General features: G+C 45.4%; 26 protein-coding genes. 6 read left to right on the top strand and 20 right to left on the bottom strand.

Annotation, left to right across the window (positions count from 1 at the left end; genetic code table 11):
- Positions 1-9: 9 nt before the first annotated feature.
- The 6 genes from NX903_RS15510 to NX903_RS15535 all read right to left on the bottom strand — a co-directional run bounded on the left by NX903_RS15510 (position 10) and on the right by NX903_RS15535 (position 6,504).
- Entirely contained in the window at positions 10-948 is a 939-nt protein-coding gene (locus tag NX903_RS15510) for an isochorismatase (protein ID WP_086344268.1), read from the bottom strand.
- 27 nt (positions 949-975) lie between these two features.
- Positions 976-2,595: a (2,3-dihydroxybenzoyl)adenylate synthase gene (locus tag NX903_RS15515; RefSeq protein ID WP_029946202.1), complete on the bottom strand. Its 1,620-nt coding sequence runs from the start codon at positions 2,593-2,595 to the stop codon at positions 976-978.
- 28 nt (positions 2,596-2,623) lie between these two features.
- Positions 2,624-3,820, bottom strand: a complete 1,197-nt coding sequence (gene dhbC / locus NX903_RS15520) for an isochorismate synthase DhbC (protein ID WP_086344269.1) — start codon at positions 3,818-3,820, stop codon at positions 2,624-2,626.
- 25 nt (positions 3,821-3,845) lie between these two features.
- Positions 3,846-4,631 (bottom strand): 2,3-dihydro-2,3-dihydroxybenzoate dehydrogenase, encoded by a 786-nt coding sequence (locus tag NX903_RS15525; protein WP_086344270.1) that lies wholly within the window; start codon positions 4,629-4,631, stop codon positions 3,846-3,848.
- 193 nt (positions 4,632-4,824) lie between these two features.
- Entirely contained in the window at positions 4,825-5,694 is an 870-nt protein-coding gene (besA, locus tag NX903_RS15530) for a ferri-bacillibactin esterase BesA (RefSeq protein ID WP_015714637.1), read from the bottom strand.
- Between the two features lie 213 nt (positions 5,695-5,907).
- A complete protein-coding gene (locus NX903_RS15535; RefSeq protein ID WP_086344271.1) occupies positions 5,908-6,504 on the bottom strand; it encodes a sulfite oxidase-like oxidoreductase in 597 nt (198 codons plus the stop codon).
- Between the two features lie 100 nt (positions 6,505-6,604).
- Here NX903_RS15535 and NX903_RS15540 point away from each other — a divergent pair, with 100 nt between their 5' ends.
- Complete coding sequence (locus NX903_RS15540; protein WP_003228737.1) at positions 6,605-7,207, top strand: biotin transporter BioY; 603 nt, start codon at positions 6,605-6,607, stop codon at positions 7,205-7,207.
- A 69-nt stretch (positions 7,208-7,276) separates the two neighbouring features.
- Here the strand turns inward: NX903_RS15540 and NX903_RS15545 are convergent, their stop codons facing one another.
- Both NX903_RS15545 and NX903_RS15550 read right to left on the bottom strand, forming a co-directional pair.
- Complete coding sequence (locus tag NX903_RS15545) at positions 7,277-8,605, bottom strand: Na+/H+ antiporter family protein (protein WP_003228736.1); 1,329 nt, start codon at positions 8,603-8,605, stop codon at positions 7,277-7,279.
- Between the two features lie 147 nt (positions 8,606-8,752).
- Positions 8,753-10,255 carry a leucyl aminopeptidase gene (locus NX903_RS15550; RefSeq protein WP_015251314.1) on the bottom strand — a complete coding sequence of 501 codons (1,503 nt, stop codon included), beginning with the start codon at positions 10,253-10,255 and terminating at the stop codon, positions 8,753-8,755.
- Positions 10,256-10,412: 157 nt separating this feature from the next.
- On the opposite strand from NX903_RS15550, the gene NX903_RS15555 reads away from it, so the two are divergent.
- A complete protein-coding gene (locus NX903_RS15555) occupies positions 10,413-10,889 on the top strand; it encodes a divergent PAP2 family protein (protein ID WP_003228732.1) in 477 nt (158 codons plus the stop codon).
- A 29-nt stretch (positions 10,890-10,918) separates the two neighbouring features.
- Here NX903_RS15555 and spsC read toward each other — a convergent pair whose 3' ends face one another.
- The 4 genes from spsC to NX903_RS15575 all read right to left on the bottom strand — a co-directional run bounded on the left by spsC (position 10,919) and on the right by NX903_RS15575 (position 13,589).
- Positions 10,919-11,575 carry a stationary phase survival protein SpsC gene (spsC, locus tag NX903_RS15560; RefSeq protein ID WP_072175151.1) on the bottom strand — a complete coding sequence of 219 codons (657 nt, stop codon included), beginning with the start codon at positions 11,573-11,575 and terminating at the stop codon, positions 10,919-10,921.
- A 103-nt stretch (positions 11,576-11,678) separates the two neighbouring features.
- The gene (locus NX903_RS15565) at positions 11,679-11,999 is read right to left on the bottom strand and encodes a YuiB family protein (protein WP_003243877.1); all 321 of its coding nucleotides are present in this window, start codon (positions 11,997-11,999) and stop codon (positions 11,679-11,681) included.
- Positions 12,000-12,052: 53 nt separating this feature from the next.
- Positions 12,053-12,196: a YuiA family protein gene (locus NX903_RS15570; protein WP_003243733.1), complete on the bottom strand. Its 144-nt coding sequence runs from the start codon at positions 12,194-12,196 to the stop codon at positions 12,053-12,055.
- Positions 12,197-12,368: 172 nt separating this feature from the next.
- The gene (locus tag NX903_RS15575; protein ID WP_010886605.1) at positions 12,369-13,589 is read right to left on the bottom strand and encodes an NAD(P)/FAD-dependent oxidoreductase; all 1,221 of its coding nucleotides are present in this window, start codon (positions 13,587-13,589) and stop codon (positions 12,369-12,371) included.
- 331 nt (positions 13,590-13,920) lie between these two features.
- On the opposite strand from NX903_RS15575, the gene yumC reads away from it, so the two are divergent.
- Positions 13,921-14,919, top strand: a complete 999-nt coding sequence (gene yumC, locus NX903_RS15580; protein WP_003220618.1) for a ferredoxin--NADP reductase 2 — start codon at positions 13,921-13,923, stop codon at positions 14,917-14,919.
- A 38-nt stretch (positions 14,920-14,957) separates the two neighbouring features.
- On the opposite strand, the gene NX903_RS15585 is transcribed toward yumC, so the two are convergent.
- Positions 14,958-15,098, bottom strand: coding sequence for a hypothetical protein (locus NX903_RS15585; protein WP_003228723.1), 141 nt, complete (start codon positions 15,096-15,098; stop codon positions 14,958-14,960).
- Positions 15,099-15,375: 277 nt separating this feature from the next.
- Here NX903_RS15585 and guaC point away from each other — a divergent pair, with 277 nt between their 5' ends.
- A complete protein-coding gene (gene guaC / locus NX903_RS15590; RefSeq protein WP_086344272.1) occupies positions 15,376-16,356 on the top strand; it encodes a GMP reductase in 981 nt (326 codons plus the stop codon).
- Positions 16,357-16,429: 73 nt separating this feature from the next.
- On the opposite strand, the gene paiB is transcribed toward guaC, so the two are convergent.
- The 6 genes from paiB to NX903_RS15620 all read right to left on the bottom strand — a co-directional run bounded on the left by paiB (position 16,430) and on the right by NX903_RS15620 (position 20,937).
- Positions 16,430-17,053, bottom strand: coding sequence for a protease synthase/sporulation negative transcriptional regulator PaiB (gene paiB / locus NX903_RS15595; RefSeq protein WP_086344273.1), 624 nt, complete (start codon positions 17,051-17,053; stop codon positions 16,430-16,432).
- A 23-nt stretch (positions 17,054-17,076) separates the two neighbouring features.
- Positions 17,077-17,595: a spermidine/spermine N(1)-acetyltransferase gene (paiA, locus tag NX903_RS15600; RefSeq protein WP_014477872.1), complete on the bottom strand. Its 519-nt coding sequence runs from the start codon at positions 17,593-17,595 to the stop codon at positions 17,077-17,079.
- 336 nt (positions 17,596-17,931) lie between these two features.
- Entirely contained in the window at positions 17,932-18,294 is a 363-nt protein-coding gene (locus NX903_RS15605; protein WP_003244166.1) for a HesB/IscA family protein, read from the bottom strand.
- 78 nt (positions 18,295-18,372) lie between these two features.
- Entirely contained in the window at positions 18,373-19,227 is an 855-nt protein-coding gene (gene dapF, locus NX903_RS15610; protein WP_069322869.1) for a diaminopimelate epimerase, read from the bottom strand.
- 122 nt (positions 19,228-19,349) lie between these two features.
- Positions 19,350-20,564 carry a NupC/NupG family nucleoside CNT transporter gene (locus NX903_RS15615; protein WP_086344274.1) on the bottom strand — a complete coding sequence of 405 codons (1,215 nt, stop codon included), beginning with the start codon at positions 20,562-20,564 and terminating at the stop codon, positions 19,350-19,352.
- A 136-nt stretch (positions 20,565-20,700) separates the two neighbouring features.
- A complete protein-coding gene (locus NX903_RS15620; RefSeq protein WP_003222913.1) occupies positions 20,701-20,937 on the bottom strand; it encodes a YuzB family protein in 237 nt (78 codons plus the stop codon).
- Positions 20,938-21,199: 262 nt separating this feature from the next.
- Between NX903_RS15620 and NX903_RS15625 the strand changes: the two genes are divergently transcribed.
- Positions 21,200-22,267 (top strand): NAD(P)/FAD-dependent oxidoreductase, encoded by a 1,068-nt coding sequence (locus NX903_RS15625; RefSeq protein ID WP_003228707.1) that lies wholly within the window; start codon positions 21,200-21,202, stop codon positions 22,265-22,267.
- A 25-nt stretch (positions 22,268-22,292) separates the two neighbouring features.
- On the opposite strand, the gene NX903_RS15630 is transcribed toward NX903_RS15625, so the two are convergent.
- Positions 22,293-22,619, bottom strand: a complete 327-nt coding sequence (locus tag NX903_RS15630) for a YuzD family protein (RefSeq protein WP_014477874.1) — start codon at positions 22,617-22,619, stop codon at positions 22,293-22,295.
- A gap of 107 nt (positions 22,620-22,726) precedes the next feature.
- Here NX903_RS15630 and NX903_RS15635 point away from each other — a divergent pair, with 107 nt between their 5' ends.
- Complete coding sequence (locus tag NX903_RS15635) at positions 22,727-23,062, top strand: NifU family protein (RefSeq protein ID WP_010886606.1); 336 nt, start codon at positions 22,727-22,729, stop codon at positions 23,060-23,062.
- The last annotated feature ends 19 nt before the right edge of the window (positions 23,063-23,081 follow it).

The following is a 23,081-nucleotide window of genomic DNA, read 5'->3' on the forward strand; positions in this document are numbered from 1 at the left end:
ACCCTCCTTTTATAAATAATCCACGTTTGGCAGCACTTGCTGGCTGCGGGTTGTGAGCAATTTCTGCCATTCTTCGATCGTTGGGCGTTCAGCCAATTCCACGAAAGTCACCTCTGCCCCTTCACGGCGCCATTGTTCCACCAATGTCATGATCCTTACCGAATCAAGACCACGATCGAGCAAATCCTCTTGATCTGTGATGTCTTCCGATGTTTCTTGCAGAAGCTCAGCAATTTGTTTACGGATATTCTCACATGTAAACACGTTCTTTTTGCCAGTGTTTGCTGACGTTTTTTGAACGTCTGCCGGCGCATTCTGCAGCTGATCAAGAAGACTGTCAGTCATCACGGTAAACGCACAGCGTCCAGCCGCATAGTCCAGCGCCATTTGATGTTTTTCTAATGAAAAATCAGCAACTGCATCTCCCACAAAAAAGGCTTTAATATCTTCCATAAATGCTTCGCATGCTGTAACAAGACAGCCGATATGGGCGTAAATTCCTGTAATGATCAGCTGATCGCGTCCCTCTTTGCGCATCATTTCAAGCAGATTCGTTCTCTTAAACGCGCTGTATCTCCATTTTGTCAGCACAAGATCATCATCCTCCGGTGCCAGCTCGGTTATAATTTTCTCCTCATAAGGACCGCTGTTTAATCCCGGGCCCCAAAAGTCTGTCAGCAGCGCACGGTCATCCGGATTTTGGCTTCCCGGCTGTGCGGTATAGACAACAGGAATCCCAAGCTGAACACATTGATTCTTCAGCTTTCGTATATTCGCTGAAAGCTCTATTACCGGAGATGCTTCCGCTGTGAAAGCATCGACAAAATAGTTTTGCATATCGTGTATTAATAGGACCGCCCGATTTGGATCAGGCACCCATGAGACTTTGTTTTGCGGCATATCAGATGCTGTCGGCATTTGATACGGCTGAATGGCAGGTATAGCCATATGAACACTTCCTCTCAAATTGTTGATTTATTTTTTTGACCCTGCAAGAAGTTTCTCGGAAATAGCTTCACGAAGAGCCTTTTTGCTTACCTTTCCTACCCCTGTCTGCGGAAAGGATTCGACAAATTCAACTCGATCAGGGATTTTATATGCCGCCAGTCCGCGCTCTCTCAAAAATGCTTTAAGCTCTGCGGCTTTTGGGGCTTCATCCCGGGGAATAATGAACACACAAGATCTTTCGCCAAGAAATTGATCAGGCATGGAGACCATTGCTGCATCATGGACAGCCGGATGCGCCAGCAGATGATTTTCTACCTCTTCAGCCGCAACCTTTTCTCCTCCACGGTTAATTTGATCCTTCGCCCGGCCTTCAACGACAATATAGCCGTCTCGTGTCAGCCTGACGATATCACCCGTACGGTAAAAACCGTCCTCAGTAAATGAAGCGGCGTTATGCTCTTCTGCCTTATAGTAACCGCGAATTGTATACGGTCCCCGCGTCAGCAGATGGCCTGTTTCACCAGGTTTTACGTCGCGATCCTGATCATCCCAAACACGCACTTCATCATATGGGGACATCGGTTTTCCTTGGGTGTTGACAATGATCTCCTCAGGATCATCCAATCTCGTATAATTGACGAGACCCTCTGCCATTCCGAACACCTGCTGCAGCGTGCAGCCGAAAACAGCTTTTACCCTGCGCGCGGCTTCAGCACTAAACTTGGCACCGCCGACCTGCAGCACTTGGAGGCTGGATAAATCATCACGGCGTGAGGATGCCGCATCCATCCATACCATCGCAAGAGGCGGAACAAGAGCAGTTATCGTGACCTTTTCCCGTTCAATCAAAGGAAATGCGTCATCTGGACTTGGAGAAGGAGATAATACCACTCTTCCTCCAGCGTATAATACGCCGAGAACCCCGGGTGAGCTCAGCGGATAATTGTGTGCCATCGGCAGCGCGGCCAAGTACACCGTGCTGTGGTCGAGCCAGCAGACCTCCACACTCCGCTTCAGGCTGTATATGTAGTCATCGTGGGTCCTCGGAATCAGTTTCGATAGCCCGGTGCTCCCGCCAGAAAGCTGGAGGAACGCCACATCCGATGATTTGACTTCAGGCAGTTTTACAGGTTCTGCATGCAAATCCTCCAGCGGTAAAAATTCCTCTGCCTCACCTGCGACAATGATGTTTTTCAAAGTCGGCAGCTTGCTTTGAACCTGTCTGGCAAGCGAACGGTAGTCAAAACCGGAATAAGCGTCGGGAATGATATATGCAGCCGCTTCAGCAAACTCGCAAAAATATGTAATTTCACTGCTTCGATGAGAAGGCAGTGCGAAGACTGGAAGCGCCCCCAGACGGAAAAGCGCGAAAATGACTTCAAAAAACTCTTTGATATTTGGCAACTGCACCACAACACGATCCATCTGTTGAATGCCGAGCTTTTGAAATCCGGCAGCCAGGCGATCAGCCCTTGTGTCAAGCTCTCGATAGCTCCAATGGGTGTTTCCGCATGTAATGGCAATGCGATCACCATATTTGGCTGCCCGGTCCCTTAACAAATCTCCAAACGTCTCACCGGCCCAGCAGCCGTTCTTTCGATAGGTCTCAGCTAACTCATCAGGCCAAGGCGTAAATCCTTTCAGCATGTTGTATCCCTCCAGCAATTCATTCTGTTCATATGTGATCCACGCCCATTGCCCGCAGCATTGTCCGAAACTTTGCGGACGTCTCCTGAAGCTCGTCCTCAGGCTTTGAACCGGCCACAACACCAGCTCCAGCATACAGGCGGAGTGAGCGTTCTTCTGCTTCTGCACAACGGATGGTCACGATCCATTCTCCGTCACCGGCATCGTCACACCATCCGACCATGCCGGTAAAGAAACCGCGGTCAAATGGTTCAATGCTGAGAATCGCTTCTCTTGCAAGATCAGTCGGTGTTCCGCAGACGGCTGGCGTCGGGTGGAGCGCCGCCGCCAATTCAAGTGCGGTTACAGACGGATCGGAAAGCTCTCCCTTAATCACGCTGGACAGGTGCCACATCGTTTCCGTTTTGATCAGTGAAGGCTTCTCCGGAACCTCCAGCGTCCGGCAGAAAGGTCTCAGCGCTGCCGCAACCGCGTCAGCGACAACCGCGTGCTCATGAAGATCCTTTGCGGAAGAAAGCAATTCAGCTGCCCGGCGCTGGTCTTCAACAGGATCATTACTGCGCGGCCTTGAGCCGGCTAATGGGTTGGAAACGACCTGTGTTCCCATCCTTGAAACGAGAAGCTCCGGACTTGCTCCGAGCAATGTTCGGCGGGGAGACGTTTCCTCCTGACTGGACACGTCTGCGGCAAACGTGTAGCCATGCGTGTTATGCTGAGCCAGATGGCGAAGCAATTCATCCGTCTGAATCGGTTCAGGCGATGTCAAATGCAGCGACCTGGACAGAACGATTTTGCTGAGTGTTCCATCGGCAATGCGTGCCAGCCCTTGTTCAACACCATTTTTATAATCCTCAGGTTCAGGAACAGGCTTTATGTGGTATGTATGCCCAGCCTGCTGTTCCTCTTCCTCATGATCAAATTGAAGCGGTCCTGACCAGCGCACTTCTTCAGGTACAACGAGCCGCGCTGCTTTTACTTGATCAAAAGGAACGGCCCCGACAACAAGCGGCCGGCTTTGCCCTGATTGTTTTGCCTGACGCAGCGTCTCTGCAATTCGGCCAGAAAGGGTTTCCATTTGGTTTTGCCCGTCTGCCTCCGGTACGATTTCACATATGCCTTTCGCTAACAGTACACGATGAGGAGACGCTAAGAAAAAGGCGCCCGGCTGATATTCATGAAGCAAATGCTCCGCTTTTGTTTCTGTTATAACGTTTTGATCCAACATTCTCATGAACCTCCTTTAAATTCAGTTACACGCCTAAGGTCGCGCCGCCATCTACGCATAAATTATGCATCGTAATATGCCCTGCCTGGCCAGAAACCAAAAAGAGCACAGCATCCGCAATATCCGAAGGCTTGGCTAGTTTTTTGAGCGGGATCCCTGTTTTAAATGTCTCAAGTGATCCTTTTATGACTTGCTCCGCTCCATTCTCGTCGGCCCATAATGACCACTGCATGTCTGTTTCCGTTGATCCGGGAGATACAATGTTGCAGCGAATATTGTATTCTGCAAGCTCAAGGCCAAGGCATTTCGTAAACATCACAGCCGCAGCCTTTGAAGACGCATATGCCGCCATAGATGTTCTTGGTACACCGGCAGCATTCGATCCGACTGTTACAATCGAACCCGATCTTCGGTCCATCATATATTTGCTGACTGAACGCGAGGCGTTAAATACGCCAGTCGAATTCACTGCGAACGTCGCCTCCCATTCCTCATCGCTAAGCGAATGGATCAGTCCCGGGCGAAGGACACCCGCTACATTCACTAAAATATCAATCGGCCCCATTTCACGTTCGATGCGCGCCGTGATCTCATCAATCGCCGCGCTGTCTCTCACATCCGCAGGAAAAGCTTCTGCATGGCGGCCTTCTGCTTTGAGGCTGCTCACAACCTTTTCCAGCTTTTCAGGATTATAATCAACTGCCGCAATATGTGCGCCTTGACTGGCAAGCGTCCGCGCAACAGCTTCGCCTATTCCTTGGGCAGCCCCTGTTATAAAAGCAATTTTTCCCTCTATACTCTTTGCATTCATATCATCAATTCCTTTCTTCGCTCTAAATGCCGAACAGACATCCAGCGAAAAAGACTGCTGCGCCTTGAAAAACGCAATCTATTGATAATGATTATCATTATCAATTATAAAAATAATCATATCCAAATGTCATGTGACAGTCAAATATAATTTCAGTGACAAATATTTTTTTAAAGGCAAGGCTGAGTATGTCTCAGCCCATTGAAAGATGCGGTCCGTCAGGGTGAAGCGCAAAACGCAGCGCCCGGCTGACCAAAACAGGAAGAACTGAAATATGTCCTTCTCCTGAAAACTCGCAAAATTCTGCCCGTATGCCTTGTTCAGATAAAACGGCCAGCCGCTCATAAAGCTCCCTCGCATTGTCGTTCATCCGGCTTTTATGATGCTGCTCCAATTCTCCTGCGGCAAGCAGGATATTGATAGGCTGATTGTTTTTCTTGGTGAGAGAGACGAAATGGTCCGTTTTCTCGAGAATAAACGGTTTATTCCAATGAATGGACGGACTTCCCGCGATATACGTTTGAAACGCATCGGGCTTTGTTAGCAGCACCTGCAGCACGAAAAGCCCTCCGAGCGAATGGCCAAAGATTGTTTGTCTTTTTTTATCAATCTGGTAATCTCGTTCTATCTCCGGTTTTAAATCCTCTTCAATAAATCTGAAAAAGCCCTCCGCTCCGCCATGCTCCGGCCATTCTCTGCCGTCGGGCCTTTCCGGCAGCTTCGATTGGGCTGTTGGCATTGTAAAATCCCGGTGGCGTGCTGAGGAGAACGGCTCCGCTGTCTCATAGCCAATGCCGACGATCACTGCAGGGATCACCCCGGTTTTTTCGGGTCGGCGTCCCTGTATTCGAACGGCTTCCGTCATCGTTCCGAAGACAGAATTGGCATCCAGCAGATAAATCACAGGATAACCAGCGGGTGGCGGCGGCGTACTAGGTTTCGAGATAAAAATGTGATAGGTACGGTTTTCATTGCGTGAAGACATCATACGCACTTCCGTACCAGGAATCGTAAATGCGTTCGATGTCCCGCCATTTGTCCGGTCTGTTGTTTGCTCTTTCATGCAGTACGACATTCCTCTCCTTAAACTAAACCGCAATGTATGATAATGATTTTCACTATCAACTAGACACCTCAAATAATAGGTTTTCTTCCAAAGAAAGTCAACTTTTTCCCGAATAAAAAAGGCACCTTGATCAAATAAGGTACCTGCAGACTATCAATATGGAAGTAAAAACCTAATAAAGATGCGTATTGTCCTATTTGAAATAGAACCTTAATCCCATGTAAACCTTTGATTTTGCCAAGGGTCGCCTCTCATGTGATAGCCATTCCGCTCCCAAAAGCCAGGGTGATTTTCTTTCGTAAATTGGATTCCGCGCAGCCACTTGGCGCTTTTCCAAAAATACAGATGCGGAAATACACCCCGCAGCGGAAAGCCGTGTTCAGGGGTTAAAGGTTCGCCATTATGCGAATAAGCCAGAAGGGAAGTTTCCGCTAAGAAATCATCAAGCGGCAGATTGGTCGTCCAGCCCTCTTCAGCATGTAAAATGACGTAGCCCGCTTCTTCTTTTACACCCGCTTTTTCCGCTATATCACAAGCCCGCACGCCTTGCCACACATTATCAAGCCTTGACCATCCCGTGACGCAATGAATGTCGTTTTTCGATTCATACCGTGGAAAGGCTTTGACATCTTCAAAGCTTAGCAGCATCGGATGGTCAACCAAACCGTATACTTGAAGATTCCATTTCGTCATATCTTCGTAATATGGGACATCTCCGGTATGAAGCACAGGAAATGAAGTGGTGACGTTTTGATTTGGCGGCACTCTTCCAGATTGATCGGACTGTCTTGTTTTTCCGAAATACATATGGTCCTCCTTTTTGTTAACCTAATTCAAAATCATGTTGACAATCTTTTTGTTCTTTATTACTCTATGATTGTGTATGTCAACCTAAGGGGGAACAACGATGAAACAACGTAAACTTCGTGCGGGAGATATGGCGCTGATTGGCATGTTCGCCGCACTTATGGCTGTCGGGGCAAACATTACATCAGTAGCACCCTTTTTACAAGTAGCCGGCATTCCGCTTTCGATGCAGCCGTTTTTCTGTCTCTTGGCAGCTTTGCTTCTTGGCAGCAAACGGGCAGCGATTGCCATGATTGTATATGCACTTGTCGGATTGGCCGGAGCGCCTGTGTTTGCTCAATTTTCAGCAGGCTTCGCACCGTTTGCAGGGAAAAGCGGCGGGTTTATTATCTCATACATTCCGGCAGCATTTGCAGCGGGATGGTTTTTAGAACGAAACATTCAGCCAAGTAAAATTCGATTTCTCATTGCTTCACTTATCGGAACGGCGATCATGTATCTCATCGGCACTACCTATATGTATCTTGCACTGAAGCTGTGGATTCATACGCCAGTGAGCTACGGCACGGCTTGGGGCTTTATGATTTGGTTTATGGTAAAAGATACAGCGCTGGCTGTGATACTGTCGTTTATCGCACCAGCAATTTACCGCTCTATTCATAAAGCAACCGGCTTTAACAGAAATCACATATCATCTACGTAAAAACCGTTCTATTGGACGGTTTTTTTATCATAACGAGAAAAGGCTCCCCAGTAAAGGGGAGCCTTTTTCCTATAAAACAAGCGCTGCAATCCAGCCAAAGATGACAAGCGGAATATTATAAAATATAAATGTCGGCACACAAGTATCCCAAATGTGGTGATGCTGGCCGTCCGCACTCAAACCTGAAGTCGGCCCAAGCGTACTGTCACTGGCAGGTGAACCGGCATCGCCAAGCGCAGCAGCAGCCCCGATAATCGCAATCGTTGCCATCGGGCTGAATCCAAGCTGCATGCATAGAGGCACGAAAATGGTTGTGATAACAGGAATGGTCGCAAAAGAAGATCCGATCCCCATTGTAATTAATAAGCCGACAATGAGCATCAGCAATGCGCCCAAGGACTGACTGTGTCCGATAAAACCAGCTGACGTTTTGACCAGTGACTCGACATCTCCGGTTTTCGTCAATACGTTTGAAAACCCGGCTGCAACAAGCATGACAAAGCCGATAAAGGCCATTAAAACCATTCCATCAGTAATCAGTGAGTCCGCTTCATCACGCTTCATCACACCGCTGACAAACAGAACAATCAGACCAGCGAGCGCCCCCATAATCATTCCTTCTACTCCCAAAGTCTGAGATAAGTAAAGCTGGACGCCGAGTGACACAACAATGGCTAGAACCGCAATACCAATACTTTTTCTCGTATATGGCGATGCTTCTGCACCTGAAATGTCTTTTGTTTCATATTGTTTCGGTTTACGGTATACGATCACTGATAAAATAAGGCCGACAACCATACCTGCAACTGGAATAATCAGTGCGTACGGAATATCAGCAAGCGGAACGTTTAACCCGGCATCCGCCATATTGTCCTTCAGCATGCCTTGGAAGATTTGGCCGAAACCGACCGGAAGCAAAATATAAGGAGCCGTTAAGCCAAATGTAATTACACACGCGATCAGACGGCGGTCCATTTCAAGTTCATTAAAGATTTTCAAAAGCGGCGGAATCAGCACCGGGATAAACGCGATGTGAACCGGAACGACGTTTTGCGAAAAACAAGATACAATTAAAATAATCAGCACAATCAGCACCTTAGACAGTGCTTTTTTTCGAGAATCTTCTTTATTTCCGATTAATTTAACGGAGGCTTCCACCATTGCGTCCGGAAGACCCGTTTTCGTCAAAGCGGCGGCAAACGCGCCAAGCATGGCATAGCTGACTGCAACGGTGGCATTTCCGCCGAGACCGTCTGTGAAAGCTTTAACCGTTTCGCCAAGACCGAGCCCGCCTGTTAACCCGCCGGCCAAGGCGCCTATAATTAATGCGATAACAATATTGACACGCAGCAGGCTTAATACAAGCATAAGCAGGACTGCGATGACGACTGCATTCATGATGATACCCCTCCAAAAATCCTTTAGTTTGCTAATGTAGTAGATAAATAAAGTACGAACGTATCGTATCATAACCGATCCACTTTAGTCAACTAAAGATTTCGGAAGAAAAAAATCCCTGCCGCATCATACAGCAGGGATTTTTCATTACTCGTTTTTATCTTCTTCCAATGTAAATCGCTCCGCAAGTGTAGCCAGTGTTCTTGCCATAACGCCAGTAGCCCCGGCCGGCCCGAAGCAGGTTGCTTTATTGGCAGTCGCTGTTCCTGCAATATCAAGGTGAACCCAAGGTGTTGACTCAGCGAATTCACCAAGAAACGTTCCTGCCATAATCGCATGTCCCTCGCGTCCCGGTGAATTGTTGAGATCCGCCATTTGGCTGCTTTTCACGCGTTTTTTATCCTTCTCTGTTATCGGCAGCTGCCAGATTGCCTCGCCGCACTCTTGTGCAGCATCAGCTACCTGCTGGTAAAAGCTTTGATCATTTGTCATTGCACCGGTTGTTTCAGTTCCTAATGCCACAACGACGCCGCCGGTAAGCGTAGCTACATCGACAAGAACTGACGCGCCATGCTGTTTCGCGTATGTAATGCCATCTGCAAGCACTAGCCTTCCTTCAGCATCCGTATTAAGGATTTCTATTGTTTTTCCGCTTAAAGATACGATCACGTCATCCGGCTTCATGGCCCCGCCGGAGATCATATTATCGGTTGATGGAATAACGCACAGCACGTTTTGCTCAGGACGAAGCTCTCCGATCGTTTCCATAGCACCGAGAACCGCAGCAGCTCCTCCCATATCTGATTTCATGCCGACAATTCCAGATTTCGTTTTAATGGAGTAGCCGCCTGTGTCAAAGGTAATTCCTTTCCCGACTAGTCCGACGACGTCTTCCCATTCCTTTTTGCCCTGATATTTCAACACAATCATTTTCGGCGGTTCGGTGGAGCCTTGGTTTACCGCAAGTATTCCGCCCATACCGAGCTCTTCCATCTCTGATTTCTCCAATATCTCACACTCAAAATCATATTTCGCCGCAAGCTCTTCAGCATACGAAGCGAGGTCAGTCGCTGTCAGCATGTTTCCCGGCATATTCACAAGCGTTCTAGCCGAATTTGTCCCTTGTCCGTATGCCTGGCCGACGCGAAGCCCTGCCTGCACTTCCTGTGTATCTTCATCTGTTACAACATACACGGCTTCAATTTGTTTGTCAGGCTCATTTGATTTGTGCTTATAATCCTGCACCTCATAGGAAGCAAGCAGGCAGCTCTCAGCTAAAGCATGAGCGGCATCGGCTGGAGGCACGTCTTCCGAAATAAACGTATCAAGCAGAACAGCAGTTTCTTGTTTTCGATCTTTATGAATGGCTTGAAAAACATGAGCAAAACGTTCCTTCGCCTGTTCAAACGAATAATTTGCTTCTCTCCCCAGACCAACGAAATAAATCCGTTTCATACCCGCAGAAGATGGAGGGAATACTTTTGATACTTGATTCGGTTTCGCAGAGACATCACCCTCTTTTAAAAGCTGTGTCAGATGGCCTTCGAGCATTTCATCAATTTCCAACGCTTTTCCTGTCAGCTGGCTTTTTTGAAAAAGCCCGACAACAAGGGTTTCTGTATGCTCTGATTGTTGAACCGCATAAAACATGAGGCTTACACTCCTAACGTAATGGGTATTTGTAATGAACAATGGTATAATAGGAAAAACATTCTTTCCACTATACTTATTTTAACAAACAACAGTCTAAGACTTGCTTTTTTCTTTTGAAACACGAAGGATTTTTCAAATAGAAAGGATGTCGCCGATGGAACTTTTAACGAATTTTCCTTTATTATCAAGCCTGGCCGCAATTATTTTTGCTCAGGTCATCAAAGTGCCCATACAGTTTATCGTGTCCAGAAAACTGGACTGGTCGCTGGTCACAAGCACAGGCGGCATGCCCAGCTCTCACTCCGCAGCGGTCACTGCACTTTCAACAGGCGTAGCCTTGGAGCATGGATTAGACTCCTCACTCTTTGCGGTTTCTGCCATTTTCGCCGTCATAACCATGTTTGACGCCACTGGCGTCAGACGTCACGCCGGTGAGCAGGCAACAGTCATTAATAAGCTTGTTATTGATTTTAACCGTTTCGTAAATGAAGCGAAGGACTTCCCTAAGGCTGCAGAGAAAGAAAAGCAAAAAAAGCTGAAAGAGCTTCTCGGACATCAGCCGATCGAAGTCTTTTTCGGAGGATTAACAGGTATTTTACTGACATTGGCACTCGCTTACTTTTTCATGTAAAAAAACGCTCCTGCTTTCGCTGGAGCGTTTTATTCTTTCACAGTTTTATATTGATTTCTGAACACTTGCAAGGATTTTGTTTCATTGAGCTTCTCAAGCTCATCCTCGGTAATCTTTCCCGTTCCCTTTTTAATCACATATACATCAAGGGTTTTTTTGCCCCATTCATTGTATACATCTTTGACTGTCTCAAAGTACAGATCAAGGCGGTTTCCCTTAATAGCTGATCCTGTGTCGGCCACAACTCCGAGACCGTAGTTCGGAATGAATAAAATTGTTCCGATCGGGAAAACGGACGGGTCAGCAGCAACCGTGGAATATAAATCCCGTTTCACTTTCACACCTGAATATGTAAGCCCGTATAATGGATCACCGGGATTTTTGCCCGTCGACTCAGCTCCTGCTGTGTAGCCTGTTGCTGTTACTCTTTGGACTGGATATTCATCCCAATCAAATGCCTCTTCTAACGGTTTTGTTTTATCCTCAGCCGCGGACGTGGTTTGTGTTTGTTTCTGCTGCAATGCTTTTAATGTCAGTCCTGCATGCTTCAAGTGCTTTTCCTGATGTTCCTGCACCCATTTTGACAAGTCCTTCGCTTCAATTCCTGACACTGATAAAAATGTCGTGCCAAATGCAAGCAGAAATAAACAGGTCATCAGCAAACGTCTGATCATATTCAACATCATTCACCTCTCCTCCGAATCATTGTTCCCAAGTGGAGAGAGCATTATTCAAAATGGTGAATGAGCTGAACGCATAAAAAAAGCTTTCTTTAGAAGAAAGCGGCATTTAAAACATTTGATATCCTCTTTTTCTGAGCATGTTGATCGCTATACCGGACACGATGGCGCCGGCCAAACCGCTGACTAAAATCAGCACATCAGCAGCCGCTAATGATAAGACACGATGAAACAGGCTGGCAAAGGATTCTCCCGGCGACTGGACATAGCTGATCAGCTTTTCTTTGCTGATAATGAAAAGGCATACAATCGGATAAATCACAGCCATAATCCAAGACATTCTCAGCAGCATGTTTAATAAGAAACCGATTCCAAAAAACAAGACAAAAAACAAAACAATTGAGATGATTACGACTGGCAGACTAATCAACCTATTCCACCCCCCTGCGTTGTTTTTAGTGTAACGCGGGGGCTGAAATAAAGTCAACGGCTGGAAAAAGAATGACTGTCTTTTCCTGTCCCCTGGCAAGACGGACAAGTCTCTGAACCGCCGAGAATCAATTGAAAATATCCTTTCCCTGAACAAAATGGGCATGCATGTGAAGCGGTTGTCGTTGCAGTTTTCATCTAATCATCACCCTTTTTCTTAATTTTCTGATAATATACCATATCAAGCTGTCAACAATAAAGTCAGATCATGTGACAAATCTTTTGATGTAAGCGGAAACATACTTGTTTTCCTCTCGTTCTCTTTTTATTTTGGCGTTTTTTAATAAAGAAAACCCGCTTCCGCGGGTTTTTAGAAAAACTTGAACTTGCCTTTTTTCAATGTCAGTCCGAGTCCGCCAATCATAAACAGTGAGCGGTTATCAATGACTTTTTTCATAAACGAAGCGGGCGTGCCTTTCAGCTTTCTGCCATAAACAACCCCAACCGCGTTATGCTCGCCAAGAGAAGCCACTGTTCCCTTAATGTCCGGCTTGAATTCCTCAAGCTCTCCGCCTTTAATAAGCCTGCCAAGGTTTTTAGCGACCGTTATGCCCTGCTGCATTGCAATTTGCGCAGTCGGCGGATACGGGCGCTCTGTATCTTCATTCATAAACAGCGAGCTGTCGCCGAGAATAAAGACATTGTCATGTCCCGGGGCGCGGAGATCAGGGTTGACTTTGACTCGGCCGCGCATATTCTCAAAACCGGCTTCCTCCACAATCGGATGGCCGCGGACACCTGCCGCCCATACAACGGTTTGCGATTTGATCTGCTCTGGTTCTTCATCTTTTTTGCCGACTCTGACTCCTTCTGGTGTACATTCTTGTACAGCCGTTCCGATCTTGAACTCAACTCCGTTTTCCTCAAGATAATGTACGGCGTAATCAACAAGTTCCGGATCAAAGCCCGGCAAAACGGTCGGCGCTGCTTCCACACAAATAATGCGGACAAGACTTCTGTCAACGTCATACTCCTTACAGAGCTCCGGCACGCGAGCAGCCAGCTCGCCAAGAAATTCAATTCCCGTAAATCCGGCACCGCCAACAACGATCGTTAACCTGTCCGGCCGTTTTTCCGCTTCCGTATTGTAAGTCGCAAACTGCAGCTCAATATGTTCCCGCAGCAGGCGCGACGTGTTGATGTTGGCAATCGGAAACGCATATTCTTTTAAGCCTTTAATGCCGAACGTTTCAGGCACGGCGCCGAGCCCGATGACTAAATAATCGTACTGCAATTCTCCATTCGCAAGCACAACTTTTTTCTCATCAATTTTGATTGCCTTTACGGTATCCTGTACAAAATTAACCCGTGACTGGTTGATTACATCTTTTATCTGATAACGGCAGCGGTCATGATGGAGCGTACCCGCGCTCGCTTCATGCATCCATGTCGTTTCATAATGATAATTGTGTTTATTTACAAGCGTAATGTCAGCATCATTCGGCCCGACATACTTCGTCAGCCTTGTCACCGTCATCAATCCGCCATATCCTGCACCTAAAATCACGATTTTGGGCTTATTCAATGCCATCACATCCACCTTCTCTTTTTTTGCTTTTGTTAGACCCATAATAAAATCATCATTTGTGTTAGCTTCAGCTTATTGGCGGGATTTTATGAAATATATTGAAAAGTTTTTTGTGAAGTCCTTACCCGTAGCACTATTATCATGTTTATCCGGCTGGCCCAAGAAACATTCAGAAAAAGATCATTTCATTTGGTTATTATCGTAGCGGCCTGCGGAAATATTTTCAAGAACGGATGGGCACGTTAGATCCTTACGATTTTTTCTGCTGACTCGTCAATTTGAACGGCAATATGGTATAATTAATAACAATTTTCATTTAGGAGGCAATTTTCGTATGCGAGAGGATACAAAGGTTTATGATATTACAATTATAGGCGGGGGACCGGTCGGCTTATTCACCGCTTTTTACGGCGGGATGAGACAGGCAAGCGTCAAAATTATCGAAAGCCTGCCTCAGCTCGGCGGACAGCTTAGCGCCCTATACCCTGAGAAGTATATATATGATGTAGCGGGATTCCCGAAAATCCGCGCGCAAGAGCTTATCAATAACCTAAAAGAGCAAATGGCGAAATTCGACCAAACCATTTGTCTGGAGCAAGCGGTTGAATCTGTTGAGAAACAAGCAGACGGCGTGTTTAAGCTTGTAACAAATGAAGAAACCCACTACTCTAAAACGGTCATCATAACTGCAGGAAACGGCGCATTCAAACCGAGAAAGCTGGAACTTGAAAATGCCGAGCAGTATGAAGGCAAAAACCTCCATTACTTCGTTGATGATCTGCAAAAATTTGCCGGCAGACGCGTTGCGATCCTTGGCGGTGGAGATTCCGCGGTTGACTGGGCGCTTATGCTTGAGCCAATCGCAAAAGAAGTATCGATCATTCACCGCCGCGACAAGTTCCGTGCGCACGAGCACAGTGTGGAAAACCTTCATGCGTCGAAGGTTAATGTCCTGACACCATTCGTCCCTGCGGAGCTGATCGGCGAAGACAAAATCGAACAGCTAGTGCTTGAAGAAGTGAAAGGCGACCGCAAAGAGATTTTAGAAATTGATGACTTAATCGTCAACTACGGTTTCGTTTCATCTCTTGGACCGATCAAAAACTGGGGCCTGGACATCGAGAAAAATTCCATTGTCGTGAAATCAACAATGGAAACAAATATCGAAGGCTTCTTTGCAGCAGGTGACATTTGTACATACGAAGGAAAAGTCAACCTGATTGCCAGCGGCTTCGGTGAGGCACCGACAGCAGTGAACAACGCCAAGGCTTACATGGACCCGAAAGCCCGCGTACAGCCTCTTCACTCAACAAGTCTTTTTGAAAATAAATAATAAAAAAAGGAGCTTGTGTCTGCGACACAGCTCCTTTTTTATTTGAAGATATTTATATAATTCAATGCAGTTCCTACAACCAGCGCAATCACAAGGGCTGCGACTACCCAGATCATTGCCATAATAATGCGGTCCTGAATCTTTTGGGACTTCGGTGTTTTTTCTTCGTTTTGGGCCATCTTATTCGCTCCTTTCCCATGTCCATGCCATAAAGAAAGCCTGGTGCTGAACGACCATGCTTTGCTGAACGTATATCATTCGCGTTTTGATCCGCTCTCTAAGACCATTCGTTAAAACTATGATACCTAAACTCACCCTGCATGACAAGCTTCGGCACTTGACCACACCTGCCAGCAAATCATAATGTTTGACATCCTAAATAAAACAGAGTACATTATAGAAGGCGAACATTTCATATATTATACTTTTAAATATTCGTTTTTAGGAGTGAAAACCATGGAAAACGTATTTGATTACGAAGATATTCAGCTAATTCCTGCAAAATGCATTGTAAATAGCCGTTCAGAATGTGATACATCCGTACGCTTAGGCGGACGTACATTTAAATTACCCGTCGTTCCTGCCAATATGCAGACGATTATAGATGAGAAGCTAGCGATTCAATTAGCCGAAAATGGCTACTTTTATGTCATGCACCGATTTGAGCCTGAGACACGAATTGATTTTATTAAAGATATGAACGCACGCGGCTTATTCTCTTCTATCAGTGTGGGCGTCAAAGCGGAGGAGTATGAATTTGTCCGCCAGCTGGCAGAAGAAAATCTGACTCCTGAATACGTGACAATTGACATTGCTCACGGTCACTCAAATGCTGTCATTGAAATGATCCAGCACCTTAAAAAACATTTGCCGGACAGCTTTGTTATTGCTGGCAACGTCGGAACGCCAGAAGCAGTCAGAGAGCTTGAAAATGCGGGAGCGGATGCCACTAAAGTCGGCATCGGACCGGGAAAAGTATGTATTACGAAAATCAAAACCGGCTTTGGTACAGGCGGCTGGCAATTAGCGGCGCTGCGCTGGTGTGCCAAGGCAGCCAGCAAACCGATTATCGCGGATGGCGGCATCCGCACCCATGGCGACATCGCAAAATCAATCCGATTCGGCGCAACGATGGTCATGATCGGTTCACTATTTGCCGGACACGAAGAATCGCCAGGCCAAACGATCGAAAAAGACGGAAAGCTTTACAAGGAGTACTTCGGCTCAGCCTCTGAATTCCAAAAAGGCGAAAAGAAAAATGTCGAAGGCAAAAAAATGCACGTGGCGCATAAAGGCTCAATCAAGGATACACTGATTGAAATGGAGCAGGATCTTCAATCTTCTATTTCTTATGCAGGCGGAACAAAGCTTGACGCCATCCGCAATGTGGATTATGTGATTGTAAAGAATTCCATTTTTAATGGGGATAAATATTAATCATAAAAAAACGCCAAGTCAGCGATTCTCCGCTTGAGTTGGCGTTTTCTGCTACTGCTTCAGCAAAGTAAGCTTATATTTGCTTTTTGAATTTATTTTCCATCAGTTCTGCCATTTGTTTTGCATTTGGATTTTCTTCATTTTGCAAATGTTCAATGACGTTCATATAATCCGTTTCATTTCGGTTCTGGCTTAATTTATATGCCGCTTGAATATCTTCCACCTTAATCTTAAATCCAACGATACCTTTCAATTCACGTTCTAAGAGTTTTGGAGAAAGCTTATCCCATAAAACAGGATTGTCACGATGTTTTTCGTATTTCTCCAGCATGATTGTTAATTCTTCTGCTAATTCATCTTTCTCTAACATACTTGCTTTTCCATACATGTGGACAGCCTGATAATTCCACGTCGGAACATTTTCGCGTGAATACCAGGAAGAAGAAATATAAGCGTGCGGTCCCTGAAACATCACAAGCACATCTTCACAGACTTCAAACGTTCTCCACTGAGGATTTCCATAAGCGAAATGCCCCGTAATATAGTAATGATCGTCTTTTTTATTGAATCCTAAAGGCAAATGTGTGGCAATTGGTTTTCCTTGTTCTGTTGTGACAATCGTACCAAAGGAGTTTTCTTGTACAAAATTCCAAATTTCTTCAGCATTTGTGACTTTAAAATACTTTGGAATATACATCATCATCCACCCTTCGAAAAATATTATATGAGTGTTTTAGCCATGATTAAATCCGTTTGCTCTTCATCACCCATATAAAAAGAGTGGGCGCCGGTCTGAACAAACCCCATTTTCTTATAAAAGGCAATGGCATTTTCATTTTTTTCCCATACACCTAGCCAAATGTTCTTTTTATTACGTTCCAGCGCAATTTCTATAGCTTTATTCAGCAGATGTTTGCCAAGCCCATGTTTTTGAAAGCTGTTCTTTATATAAATTCTCTCGATTTCAAGTGATTCAGCACCCATTTCTTCAGACTGAGCATCATCGATATTGACCTTTACATATCCAGCGATTTCATGATCAAAGTAAACAAAAAAGAATTGCGAAGACATATTGGATAACTCTTTTTCCAGCTGCTCAGTGTTAAATGCGCTTTCTAAATAGGCTTTCATATTTTCAGGTGAGTTCTGTTCTTTAAAAGTGTCATTGAATGTTTCAATACTCAATTGTTGAAGTGTTTGTAAATCTTCCCGGCTGCATTTTTTCATTTTTACACTCATTGTTCGGATTCAGCCCCTTTATTTTAAATTCAATTGTCTAGTGTCCCTTTTATATATTTAAACACGGAACAGATACTGACCTTGTTACCATTCCAAAAATCTTCTTCATCACCAACTCCCTATCGTGATTTTGTTGTAAATGCAATAAAATATACTCCGCATTAAATATAGCGTAACTTTGCTGTATTTACAACAAAAATCAAACAACAAAGCAGCGTTTCTCTTGCCTAAGTCCCCGTACTCTCTGCATCATTTCCCCATAATAAAAACGCCTCCCTTAACGATGATTTATCGCTAAGAAAAGCGTCAGTAATAGTTGCTATCCGTTTTTAGTGCTTAGCACTCTTCAGGCTTGCCTGCATTCGTTGCTGTTCTAAACGAAGAACCGCAGCCGCATGAAGCGATGGCGTTTGGATTGTCGATGGTGAAGCCGCCGCCGAGCATGGATTGTTTATAATCAATCACGGTGCCGTTCATGATGTCAAGGCTTTCTTTGTCAACTAGAACAGTGATGCCGTGCTGATCAAACACACTGTCTGATTCACTCTTTTCATGCTCAAAGCCCATGCCGTAAGAAAGTCCGCTGCAGCCGCCCCCTTTGACGCCTACACGCAGAAACGCGTTTTCTTCTTCATGCTCTTTCATCATATCTTTTATATGCAAAGCTGCTGCTTCTGTAATTGTTACCGGGTTGCTCATCATTGTGAACCTCCTTTTAAAAACCGGTTGCTGTCTTTTATTATAAACATGATCGTCCCAATTCTCAAACAAGGTGTTTTACAAGAAATAGACACCCTCACAAACGGTTTCAGCCGGCCCTGTCATCATTACATGGCCGTTATCTTTCCAGTTTATCACCAAATCCCCGCCTGCTAAATGCACCGTGATGTCTTGATTTCGCTTTGATACACCGTTTAATACAGATGCGACTGCCGCTGCACATGCTCCTGTCCCGCATGCCTGAGTAATCCCTGATCCCCGTTCCCAGACGCGGAAATGCAATTCTTGTTCATTCACGGTTTCAACGAATTCCACATTGATGCCTTCCGGAAATCTCGGATCTTTCTCAATCACCGGCCCCAGTGTCGTTAAGGGTGCCTGTTCAATGTCTGCGATCGGAAAAACGATATGCGGATTTCCCATTGAAACGGCAGTGCCTGTTAGTTCTACTTCACCAAATGCCATCGTTTCATTGATTGTGTGCTCTTCCCCGCCGTCAAGCATCGGGAGCTCGGATTTGGTCAAGCGCGGTTCGCCCATATCGACAGTGACCACATTCACTTTTCCGTTTTCGACTTGAACCTCCGCTTTCACAAGCCCGGAGAGAGTTTCAATCAGAAAAGATGTTTCCTCAACCAGCTTATGCTCATATGCGTATTTTGCGACGCAGCGCAGTCCGTTGCCGCAGTTTTTCCCTTCAGACCCGTCATTATTAAAAATCCGCATTTTAACAGGCGCTTGGTCTGATGGGCATATCAGGATCATTCCGTCGGATCCGATCCCTGTATAAACAGAAGAAACCTGAATTGCAATCTCTGACAGTTTTTCTTCTGGAAGCTGTTCTTCAAATTGATTCACATAAATATAACTGTTTCCCAGGCCGTGCATTTTGATAAATCGAAATGAGTTCATAGGTGCCTCCAACTTTTTTTCTTTTTCTTAGTATAAAAGCTATTATAAGCGGACACAATACAATTATCCCCCGTTTTTCATACATAAAAGCTCCTTGCACTGACGCAAGGAGCTTTTATCGTTTATATAAACATGCCGGCAATGGCTGCGCTGAGCAGATTGGCTAATGTTCCTGCAAGAACAGCCTTCAGACCGAGACGTGCGATATCTGAACGGCGGCTGGGCGCTAAACCGCCAAGCGTACCAAGCATAATCGCAATTGATGAAAAATTGGCGAATCCGCATAATGCGAAACTGATAATGGTAGCAGTTTTCTTAGAAAACTCGCCGATGTGCGGACCGAAGTTAGAATAAGCGACAAACTCATTCAGCACCAACTTCTGGCCGATATAGCTTCCCGCCTGCAATGCTTCATGCCAAGGCACGCCAATCAAAAAGGCGATAGGAGAAAACACATAGCCGAGAATGGATTCTAATGTTACGCCTTTTAAACCGAACAAGCCGAAAGCCCCGCCGAGAATACCGTTTACTACAGCGATTAACGCAACAAACGCAAGCAGCATCGCCCCAACGTTTAACGCAATTTGCAGTCCTGTTGACGCTCCCTTTGCCGCTGCGTCAATGACGTTGGCTGCTCCTTCGCCTTCATCCATTTTGAAATCGCTTTTTACGGTTTGCGTTTTTTCCGTTTCGGGTATAATCAATTTACCAAAGACTAGTCCAGCTGGAGCAGCCATAAAGCTGGCCGCCAGCAAGTACTCAATCGGAATACCGAGAAGCGCGTACCCAAACAAGGTAGATCCCGCAACTGCCGATAGACCGCTCGTCATAATCGTAAACAACTCAGAGCGCGTCAGTCCCGCAATCAGGGGTTTGATCACTAACGGAGATTCTGATTGTCCTACAAAAATATTGGCAGCAGCCGCCAGAGATTCCGTTTTGCTTGTTCCAAGGAGCTTCGACAATCCGCCGCCAATGACACGGAAAACGAGCTGCATGATTTTCAAATGATATAAAACTGCAATCAGTGCTGAGAAGAAAATGATAACGGGCAGTACACTTAATGCAAAGGCCGGACTGTCTCCGACCTTTAGAAGCGGTCCAAAAATAAAACTGATGCCTTCATTCGCATAGTCAATCAGAAGCTGTACACGGCTTGAAAACCATAAAAAAACAGCGCGTCCCGCTTCCCATTTCAACACGATGTATCCAAACGCCACCTGTGTGCATAAACCAACGATGACGATTCTTATCTTAATATTGCTTTTCTTTTCTGAAAATAAAAACGCGATAGCAATGATCGCAACTGCGCCCAGCAGCCCCCACAGAACATTCATGAATACTCGTACACCTCTTAAATTTTATTTGAAAAAATATCTTTTATACGATAACAATAATATTTTTTGATGTCTACACATTTTTTTAGTTCTTTTGTACGGCAAAATAAAAAAGGGCCTGTCCAGGCCCTTTTCTTTAAAACATTGGATTTTCTTCAATAAAGGTATATATATTCTCAACAAGCTCAGCAGGCGTTTCACCCATGACGACTTCTCCGTTTACCAGAGCGAAAAGCGATTCCATGCATGTCCCGCAGTAGCTTAAGCAGCCATATTCAAGGACATCAAGGTTGGGATCCTTCTCCAAAATCGCCCGGGCTTCCTGAGAGCCGTGAGCCAGATTGCTGACACAAAATTCAATCATTGGATTCATGCGGTTTCACCTCACATATGTCCATTATCGCGAATTTTTCACTATTCGTCAAAGACAACGGATGTTTCAAAATTTATTATCGTAACATATTATTTCTCAAATAACGTTTTACTAATTTGTGTTTTCAGGCTAAATTGTAGGTTATTTTGAAACTATTATTGTGATTTTAGATCAAATTCGATATAATTCTAGATGTTATTTTACATAGTTCGTATTTTCTTCAATGTATCTATCATACTCTTCGGATTAAAGGGGAATTCAAATGAAAAAATTGGTCTTGATCGGCGGAGGTTACGGGAACATGCGTGTTCTTCATCGCTTATTGCCAAACCAGCTGCCTGATGATGTTTCAATCACGTTAATTGACAGAAATCCTTATCACTGCTTGAAAACAGAATATTATGCCCTTGCCGCAGGCACAATTTCTGACCATCATATCAGAGTGTCATTCCCAGAGCACCCTCGCCTGGATGTCCAATACGGTGATATCACATCAATTGATATTGTACAAAAACAAGTGCTGTTCCAAGATCGTGAACCGATTTCTTACGATGACGCCGTAATCGGGCTCGGCTGTGAGGATAAATATCACAACGTGCCGGGAGCGCCTGAATTCACCTACAGTATTCAAACCATCGATCAGTCCCGCGAAACCTACCAAAAGCTGAATAATCTGAGCGCTAATGCCACCGTCGCCATTGTCGGAGCGGGCTTAAGCGGTGTTGAGCTTGCAAGTGAATTGAGAGAAAGCCGTGATGACCTGAACATTATTTTGTTCGACCGCGGTAATCTCATTTTATCAAGCTTTCCCGAGCGTTTAAGCAAATATGTGCAAAAATGGTTCGAAGAGCACGGTGTCCGCATTATTAACAGGGCAAATATCACAAAAGTAGAAGAAGGCGTTGTGTATAACCACGATGATCCGATTTCTGCAGACGCCATCGTGTGGACAGCCGGCATCCAGCCAAACAAAGTCGTCAGAGACTTAGATGTGGAGAAGGACGCACAAGGGCGTATTGTATTAACGCCTCATCACAATCTTCCAGGTGATGAACATCTGTACGTTGTCGGCGATTGCGCCAGCCTTCCTCATGCACCGAGCGCCCAGCTGGCAGAGGCTCAAGCAGAGCAGATTGTCCAAATCTTGCAAAAACGCTGGAATGGAGAAGCCCTGCCTGAATCAATGCCTCAGTTTAAGCTGAAAGGCGTCCTCGGTTCACTCGGAAAAAAAGCCGGCTTCGGGCTTGTTGCTGACCGTCCGCTGATCGGCCGTGTTCCGCGTATGCTGAAATCCGGCTTGCTGTGGATGTATAAACACCATAACGGTTAATGATAGAGAAGAACCGCTGATCAAGTCAGCGGTTTTCTGTATACCCATGCTTCTCCATTTCCTCATAAACGTCTTTTAATTTTGGATTGCCTTCACCGACAATTTTGTCTTCTACGAGCACAAGCGGATAAAAATACTCGTCATTTCTGATTTTTTCCGCAAGCTCTTTCGCATGTTCATTGTCAGGCGGCTCATAAATATCGATGTACTGCATCTCAAAAGGCTGATTTGGATATTTTCTTTTCAGCGCAGCCTCAAGCCACTCGTATGTATCCTTGGCTGTCGGCATATTGACACAGCTCGCACACACGGTTTCTGCCCCATATACGCTTAGCATGACTGGTTTCATCACTTGTTAACGCCCCCTTCTCCTATGCAAGTCCTTTCGTCCTTTCTTTTAAGTATACAGAGCCAAAGGACATTTTTATAGAAAAAAACCGTTTTTGTGTTGAGGTCTGAATGTGCTATAATAGGGAGAGCAACTTTGCAAACCAAACAATAGATTTTTATTGTTACACTGAATATAATGGTTTTATGACGACGAAAGGAGCGAATGTCATGACTGAAGTTGAAATGAAAGAACAGGTGCAGGAAGTACTGGACAAACTTCGTCCGTTTTTACTTCGTGACGGCGGTGACTGTGAGCTTGTAGACGTAGATGAAGGTATCGTTAAGCTTCGTCTTCTAGGCGCATGCGGCAGCTGCCCAAGTTCAACAATTACGCTGAAAGCCGGAATTGAGCGCGCTCTTCTAGAAGAAGTGCCGGGTGTCGTTGAAGTAGAACAAGTCTTTTAATAAAGCAGCCAGGCTGATA

Source organism: Bacillus sp. FSL R5-0576 (assembly GCF_038004765.1).
Taxonomy (GTDB): domain Bacteria; phylum Bacillota; class Bacilli; order Bacillales; family Bacillaceae; genus Bacillus; species Bacillus subtilis.

Excerpts from the sequence above, each read along its gene's own strand:
- NX903_RS15540 (WP_003228737.1), top strand. The coding sequence starts at position 6,605 with ATGAAACAACGTAAACTTCGTGCGGGAGATATGGCGCTGATTGGCATG.
- NX903_RS15620 (WP_003222913.1), bottom strand. The coding sequence starts at position 20,937 with ATGAATCCAATGATTGAATTTTGTGTCAGCAATCTGGCTCACGGCTCT.
- dhbC (WP_086344269.1), bottom strand. The coding sequence starts at position 3,820 with ATGTTGGATCAAAACGTTATAACAGAAACAAAAGCGGAGCATTTGCTT.
- NX903_RS15605 (WP_003244166.1), bottom strand. The coding sequence starts at position 18,294 with ATGAGCAACCCGGTAACAATTACAGAAGCAGCAGCTTTGCATATAAAA.
- NX903_RS15570 (WP_003243733.1), bottom strand. The coding sequence starts at position 12,196 with ATGAAAACTGCAACGACAACCGCTTCACATGCATGCCCATTTTGTTCA.
- NX903_RS15575 (WP_010886605.1), bottom strand. The coding sequence starts at position 13,589 with ATGGCATTGAATAAGCCCAAAATCGTGATTTTAGGTGCAGGATATGGC.
- dapF (WP_069322869.1), bottom strand. The coding sequence starts at position 19,227 with ATGAACTCATTTCGATTTATCAAAATGCACGGCCTGGGAAACAGTTAT.
- NX903_RS15585 (WP_003228723.1), bottom strand. The coding sequence starts at position 15,098 with ATGGCCCAAAACGAAGAAAAAACACCGAAGTCCCAAAAGATTCAGGAC.
- NX903_RS15625 (WP_003228707.1), top strand. The coding sequence starts at position 21,200 with ATGAAAAAATTGGTCTTGATCGGCGGAGGTTACGGGAACATGCGTGTT.
- besA (WP_015714637.1), bottom strand. The coding sequence starts at position 5,694 with ATGAAAGAGCAAACAACAGACCGGACAAATGGCGGGACATCGAACGCA.
- paiA (WP_014477872.1), bottom strand. The coding sequence starts at position 17,595 with ATGAGTGTAAAAATGAAAAAATGCAGCCGGGAAGATTTACAAACACTT.
- paiB (WP_086344273.1), bottom strand. The coding sequence starts at position 17,053 with ATGTATATTCCAAAGTATTTTAAAGTCACAAATGCTGAAGAAATTTGG.
- NX903_RS15555 (WP_003228732.1), top strand. The coding sequence starts at position 10,413 with ATGGAACTTTTAACGAATTTTCCTTTATTATCAAGCCTGGCCGCAATT.
- NX903_RS15535 (WP_086344271.1), bottom strand. The coding sequence starts at position 6,504 with ATGTATTTCGGAAAAACAAGACAGTCCGATCAATCTGGAAGAGTGCCG.
- NX903_RS15510 (WP_086344268.1), bottom strand. The coding sequence starts at position 948 with ATGGCTATACCTGCCATTCAGCCGTATCAAATGCCGACAGCATCTGAT.
- yumC (WP_003220618.1), top strand. The coding sequence starts at position 13,921 with ATGCGAGAGGATACAAAGGTTTATGATATTACAATTATAGGCGGGGGA.
- NX903_RS15550 (WP_015251314.1), bottom strand. The coding sequence starts at position 10,255 with ATGTTTTATGCGGTTCAACAATCAGAGCATACAGAAACCCTTGTTGTC.
- NX903_RS15525 (WP_086344270.1), bottom strand. The coding sequence starts at position 4,631 with ATGAATGCAAAGAGTATAGAGGGAAAAATTGCTTTTATAACAGGGGCT.
- spsC (WP_072175151.1), bottom strand. The coding sequence starts at position 11,575 with ATGATGTTGAATATGATCAGACGTTTGCTGATGACCTGTTTATTTCTG.
- NX903_RS15615 (WP_086344274.1), bottom strand. The coding sequence starts at position 20,564 with ATGAATGTTCTGTGGGGGCTGCTGGGCGCAGTTGCGATCATTGCTATC.
- guaC (WP_086344272.1), top strand. The coding sequence starts at position 15,376 with ATGGAAAACGTATTTGATTACGAAGATATTCAGCTAATTCCTGCAAAA.
- NX903_RS15545 (WP_003228736.1), bottom strand. The coding sequence starts at position 8,605 with ATGAATGCAGTCGTCATCGCAGTCCTGCTTATGCTTGTATTAAGCCTG.
- NX903_RS15635 (WP_010886606.1), top strand. The coding sequence starts at position 22,727 with ATGTGCTATAATAGGGAGAGCAACTTTGCAAACCAAACAATAGATTTT.
- NX903_RS15515 (WP_029946202.1), bottom strand. The coding sequence starts at position 2,595 with ATGCTGAAAGGATTTACGCCTTGGCCTGATGAGTTAGCTGAGACCTAT.